The 6,000-nt window shown below is 65.8% G+C and carries 5 protein-coding genes; all 5 read left to right on the top strand.

The window, feature by feature from the left end:
• Positions 1 to 70 precede the first annotated feature (70 nt).
• The 5 genes from B2790_RS06085 (at position 71) to B2790_RS06105 (ending at position 5,952) form a co-directional block, all read left to right on the top strand.
• On the top strand, positions 71 to 832 hold the full coding sequence (locus tag B2790_RS06085; protein WP_137163876.1) for a 1,6-dihydroxycyclohexa-2,4-diene-1-carboxylate dehydrogenase: 762 nt from the start codon (positions 71 to 73) through the stop codon (positions 830 to 832).
• A 58-nt stretch (positions 833 to 890) separates the two neighbouring features.
• Positions 891 to 2,219: an MFS transporter gene (locus tag B2790_RS06090; protein WP_286918457.1), complete on the top strand. Its 1,329-nt coding sequence runs from the start codon at positions 891 to 893 to the stop codon at positions 2,217 to 2,219.
• Positions 2,220 to 2,249: 30 nt separating this feature from the next.
• On the top strand, positions 2,250 to 3,164 hold the full coding sequence (gene catA, locus B2790_RS06095) for a catechol 1,2-dioxygenase (protein ID WP_286101846.1): 915 nt from the start codon (positions 2,250 to 2,252) through the stop codon (positions 3,162 to 3,164).
• Positions 3,165 to 3,447: 283 nt separating this feature from the next.
• The gene (locus B2790_RS06100) at positions 3,448 to 4,647 is read left to right on the top strand and encodes a benzoate/H(+) symporter BenE family transporter (protein WP_286918458.1); all 1,200 of its coding nucleotides are present in this window, start codon (positions 3,448 to 3,450) and stop codon (positions 4,645 to 4,647) included.
• Between the two features lie 54 nt (positions 4,648 to 4,701).
• On the top strand, positions 4,702 to 5,952 hold the full coding sequence (locus B2790_RS06105; protein WP_075045183.1) for an OprD family porin: 1,251 nt from the start codon (positions 4,702 to 4,704) through the stop codon (positions 5,950 to 5,952).
• The last annotated feature ends 48 nt before the right edge of the window (positions 5,953 to 6,000 follow it).

The raw sequence follows: 6,000 nt of genomic DNA on the forward strand, positions 1-6,000 counted from the left end.
TTTGTCTGGTCGGACGCATTCGCGGGCATGCCCGCTCCCACAGGAACTGTGGCGAACCGGAGAGATGGATATGAACAACCGATTCCAAGGCAAGGTCGCCCTGGTCACCGGTGCCGCCCAGGGCATCGGCCGTGGCGTGTGCTGGCGGCTCAAGGCCGAAGGTGCGCAAGTGGTCGCGGTAGACCGCTCCGAACTGGTTCACGAACTGGCCGGCGAGGGCATGCTCACCCTCACTGCCGACCTGGAACAACACGCCGACTGCGCCCGGGTCATGGCCAGCGCGGTTGAAGCGTTCGGCCGCCTCGACATCCTGGTCAACAACGTCGGCGGCACGATCTGGGCCAAGCCCTTCGAACACTACGAAGTGGACCAGATCGAAGCCGAAGTACGCCGTTCGTTGTTCCCCACCCTGTGGTGCTGCCATGCCGCACTGCCGTACATGCTCGAACGCGGCAGCGGCGCCATCGTCAACGTCTCGTCCATCGCCACCCGTGGCGTCAACCGCGTGCCCTATGGCGCGGCCAAGGGCGGCGTCAATGCGCTGACTGCGTGCCTGGCCTTCGAAACCGCCGGCCGGGGCATCCGGGTCAACGCCACCGCTCCCGGCGGCACCGAAGCGCCGCCCCGGCGCGTGCCGCGCAACAGTGCCGAGCAGACCGAACAGGAAAAGCACTGGTACCAGCAGATCGTCGACCAGACCCTCGACAGCAGCCTGATGCACCGCTACGGCAGCATCGACGAGCAGGTGGGCGCAATCCTGTTCCTCGCTTCCGACGAAGCCTCGTACATCACCGGCGTGACCTTGCCGGTAGGGGGCGGCGACCTCGGCTGAGCGACACCCACAAGGCAAAGAGCTTTCTTTCACAACAAAAACAAGAGCGACAGATGCCATGCGAACCCTTGACGTACACCCGATCATCGATAACGCGCGCTTTACCCCGTTCCACTGGATGGTCATGGCCTGGTGCGGCCTGCTGCTGATCTTCGACGGCTATGACCTGTTCATCTACGGCGTGGTACTGCCGGTCATCATGAAAGAGTGGGGCCTGACCCCGTTGCAGGCCGGTGCACTGGGCAGCTATGCGCTGTTCGGCATGATGTTCGGCGCCCTGGCGTTCGGTAGCCTGGCCGATCGCATCGGGCGCAAGAAGGGCATCGCCATCTGCTTCGCCTTGTTCTCCGGGGCGACCATCCTCAACGGCTTTGCCAGCAGCCCGAGCGAGTTCGGCATCTACCGCTTCATTGCCGGCCTGGGCTGTGGCGGCCTGATGCCCAACGCCGTGGCACTGATGAACGAGTACGCGCCCAAGCGCCTGCGCAGTACGCTGGTGGCGATCATGTTCAGTGGCTACTCGCTGGGCGGCATGCTCTCGGCGGGTGTCGGTATCTTCATGCTGCCGCGTTTCGGTTGGGAATCGATGTTCTTCGCCGCAGCGGTGCCACTGCTGCTGTTGCCGGTGATCCTCTACCACCTCCCGGAATCGATCGGTTTCCTGGTGCGCCAGGGCCGTACCGACGAGGCTCGCAAGCTGCTCAAGCGGCTGGACCCGGATTGCGACGTGCAGGCGGATGATGTGCTGCAGGCGGCCGACCGCAAAGGCGGCAAGGCGTCGGTGCTGGAACTGTTCCGCAATGGCCTGGCCATTCGCACCCTGGCGCTGTGGCTGGCGTTCTTCTGCTGCCTGCTGATGGTCTACGCGCTCAGTTCCTGGCTGCCGAAGCTGATGGCCAACGCCGGCTACAGCCTGGGCTCGAGCCTGTCGTTCCTGCTGGCACTGAACTTCGGCGGCATGGCCGGGGCGATCCTCGGCGGCTGGCTGGGCGACCGCTACAACCTGGTCAAGGTCAAGGTGGCGTTCTTCATTGCCGCCGCGCTGTCGATCAGCCTGCTGGGCGTCAACAGCCCGATGCCGGTGCTGTACCTGCTGATCTTCATTGCCGGCGCCACCACCATCGGCACGCAGATCCTGCTGTATGCCGGCGCCGCTCAACTGTACGGGCTATCGGTGCGTTCCACCGGGCTGGGCTGGGCCTCGGGCATCGGCCGTAACGGCGCCATCGTCGGCCCGCTGCTGGGTGGTGCGCTGATGGGCATCAACCTGCCCCTGCAACTCAATTTCATCGCCTTCGCCATCCCCGGCGCAATTGCCGCGCTGGCCATGGCCGTGCACCTGGCCAGCGGCCGTCGGCATGCCCAGGCCATTGCGGCGCAGGCGTAACTCCAGAACAACAACATGAGGTAACCCACCATGACCGTGAAAATTTCCCACACTGCCGAGGTACAGCAGTTCTTCGAAGAGGCCGCAGGCTTTGGCAACGATGCCGGCAGCCCGCGCCTGAAGCGCATCGTGCAACGCGTGCTGCAGGACACCGCGCGGCTGATCGAAGACCTGGAAATCAGCGAGGACGAGTTCTGGCATGCCGTCGACTACCTCAACCGCCTTGGCGGCCGTGGCGAGGCGGGGCTGCTGGTGGCGGGGCTGGGCATCGAGCATTTCCTCGACTTGCTGCAGGATGCCAAGGACCAGCAGGCAGGCCTGGTCGGCGGCACCCCACGCACCATCGAGGGCCCGCTGTACGTGGCCGGTGCGCCCATCGCCGAAGGTGAAGTGCGCATGGACGACGGCAGCGAGGAGGGCGTGGCCACGCCGATGTACCTCGAGGGCCAGGTGCTCGACCCGCAAGGCCGGCCGCTGCCGGGGGCCACGGTCGACCTGTGGCATGCCAATACCCGGGGCACTTATTCGTTCTTCGATCAGAGCCAGTCCGAGTACAACCTGCGCCGGCGCATCATCACCGATGGCGAAGGGCGCTACCGCGCGCGCTCCATCGTGCCGTCCGGGTATGGCTGCGATCCACAGGGGCCGACCCAGGAGTGCCTGGACCTGCTCGGCCGTCACGGCCAGCGCCCGGCGCATGTGCACTTCTTCATCTCGGCGCCGGGGTACCGACACCTGACCACGCAGATCAACCTGGCCGGGGACAAGTACCTGTGGGATGACTTTGCCTATGCCACGCGCGATGGGCTGGTGGGCGAGGTGGTGTTCGTCGAAGGCGAGGCGGGGCGGCATGCCGAGCTGAAATTCGACTTCCAGTTGCAGCGGGCCCGGGGCGGTGCCGATGAGCAGCGCAGTGGGCGGCCGCGGGCTTTGCAAGAGGCCTGAGCCACCGGGTTGGCTTCTTCGCGGGCTCGCCCGCTCCCACAGGATCACCACAGGGCTGAAACCTGTGTGATCCCTGCGGGAGCCCACGGCGGTGCCGATGAACAGCGCAGTGGGCGGCCGCGGGCTTTGCAAGAGGCCTGAGCCACCGGGCTGGCTTCTTCGCGGGCTCGCCCGCTCCCACAGGATCACCACAGGGCTGAAACCTGTGTGATCCCTGTGGGAGCTGGCTTGCCGGCGATCAAGGGCGCAGCCCTTGCCATACATCACCGATGCGAGAGGTGCCATGATAACCCTGATCAAGGACAGTTCACTGTCCGCCATCGTCGCCGGCTGCATCGCCACGATGATCTCCTACGCAGGCCCCCTGGTGATCATCTTCCACGCCGCAGAAGCCGCCGGCCTGTCACATCGGCAACTGTCCTCCTGGGTCTGGGCAGTGTCCATGGGCAGCGCCGTGCTTGGCGCGCTGCTCAGCCTGCGCTATCGGGTGCCGGTGGTGATCGCCTGGTCGATCCCCGGCTCGGCGCTGCTGGTCACCGCCTTGCCGCAACTGGGCCTGGAACAGGCCGTAGGCGCCTACCTGGTGGCCAACCTGGTTTTGCTGCTGATCGGCATCAGCGGGGCCTTCGACCGCATCATCGCGCGCCTGCCGGGCTCCATCGCCGCCGGCATGCAGGCCGGCATCCTGTTCAGCTTCGGCATCGAGGTGTTCCGCGCCTTGCCGGTGCAACCGCTGCTCGTACTGGCAATGTTCGTCACCTACGTGCTGATGCGCCGGGTGCAGCCGCGCTACGCGGTGGCGGCGGTGCTGTGCGTGGGCACGGTGGTGACCGTGGCCAGCGGGGCGTTTCGCAGCGAGGCGTTGGTGCTGGAACTGGCGTCGCCGCAGTGGGTCACCCCGCAGTTCAGCCTGGCAGCGGTATTCAGCCTGGCACTGCCGCTGGTGCTGGTGGCCCTGACCGGGCAGTTCATGCCGGGCATGGCAGTGCTGCGCAACGCCGGCTACCCCACGCCGGCCAGCCCCATCATCAGTGCCAGCGCCCTGGCCGGCGCCGCGCTGGCGCCGTTCGGTTGCCACGGGCTGAACCTGGCGGCGGTCACCGCCAGCCTGTGCACTGGCCATGAAGCCCATGAAAACCCACGGCGGCGCTACGTCGCGGCGGTGGCTGGCAGTGCGCTGTACCTGCTGCTGGGGATCGCCGGGGCCACGCTGATGTCGCTGTTCGCAGCATTCCCCGCCGCCCTGATCGCCGCCCTGGCCGGGCTGGCCCTGTATGGCGCCATCAGCGAAGCCCTGGCCCGCAGCCTGGCGGAACCAACCGAGCGCGATGCCGGGCTGTTCACCTTCCTGGTCACCGCTTCGGGGGTGGCCTTCCTGGGCCTGTCGGCAGCGTTCTGGGGCCTGCTGTTCGGCCTGCTGAGCCATGGGTTGCTCAGGCTGCGCCAGCCACGTGCCCGGGAGGTGCTGCGCCGTACACCATGAACCACCGTGCTTCCAACGCTTTACCCATAAAAACAAGATCAAGAGAGCTTCGGAATGAACAACACCCCTTGCGTCGCCCTGGGCCTGACTTTGCTCAGCCAACCGTTGCTGGCCGCCGAAGGCGGCTTCTTCGAAGATTCGAAGGCCACCCTGAGTGCCCGTAACTACTACTTCAGCCGCGACTTCTCCGACATCGTCGGGGCCAACCGGCAATCCAAGGCCGAGGAGTGGGCCCAGGGCTTCATCCTCGACTTCAAGTCGGGTTACACCCCGGGCACGGTCGGCTTTGGCGTGGACGCCCTGGGCCTGCTGGGCATCAAGCTCGACAGCAGCCCCGACCGCACCAACACCGGGTTGCTGCCGGTGCACGGCGATGGCCGCGCTGCCGACGAATACAGCCGCCTGGCGCCCACCTTCAAGGCCCGGTTGTCCAGGACCGAATTGCGCGTCGGCGAACTGCAACCCAACCTGCCGGTGCTGACCTTCAGCGACATCCGCCTGTTGCCACCCACCTACCAGGGCGCAAGCCTGAGCTCGGCGGAAATCGACGGCCTGACCGTGCAGGCCGGGCACCTGAAAAGCACCCACCTGCGCAACGAAGGCGGCGACGGCAAGATGAACGCCATGCTCGGCCATGTGCCGATGCGCCAGGCAGAAAGCGATGCCTTCAACTACCTGGGCGGGGACTATGCGTTCAATGCCAACCAGAGCAGCGTCAGCCTGTGGTACGGGCAGCTGGAGGACATCTATGAACAGGGCTTTGTCGGCCTCAAGCACAGCAAGCCCGTAGGCAACTGGGTGCTCAGCGCCAACCTGGGGTATTTCACTGCGCGCGAGGATGGCGATGCGTTGCTCGGCAACATCGACAACCAGGCGTTTTTCTCGATGTTCACGGCCCGGCATGGCGGGCACAGCTTCCATGCCGGCTACCAGGGCATTTATGGCGACAGCCCGTTCCCACGGGTATTCGCCAACATCTCTCCGCTGGGTAACGAAGTGCCGACCTATGAGTTCGCCTACACCGACGAACGCTCGTACCAGGTGCGCTACGACTACAACTTCGCGGCCATGGGCGTGCCGGGGCTGACGGCGACCGTGCGCTATATCACCGGTAACAATGTCGACACTGGGCTGGGTTATGAAGGGCGCGACCGCGAGCGCGACCTGGACATCGGTTACGCCGTGCAGGGCGGGGTGCTGAAGGGGCTGGGGATCCGGGTGCGCAATGCCATGGCCCGGTCCAACTACCGCAGCGACATCGACGAGAACCGCTTGACGCTGGTGTACACCTGGCAGTTGTTCTGACGCATCCAGGGTGCCTGCGGGACCTTTGTAATCGATGGACTCGCCCCC

Source organism: Pseudomonas sp. UBA6753, from assembly GCF_002453565.1.
In the GTDB taxonomy this organism is placed as follows: domain Bacteria; phylum Pseudomonadota; class Gammaproteobacteria; order Pseudomonadales; family Pseudomonadaceae; genus Aquipseudomonas; species Aquipseudomonas putida_Z.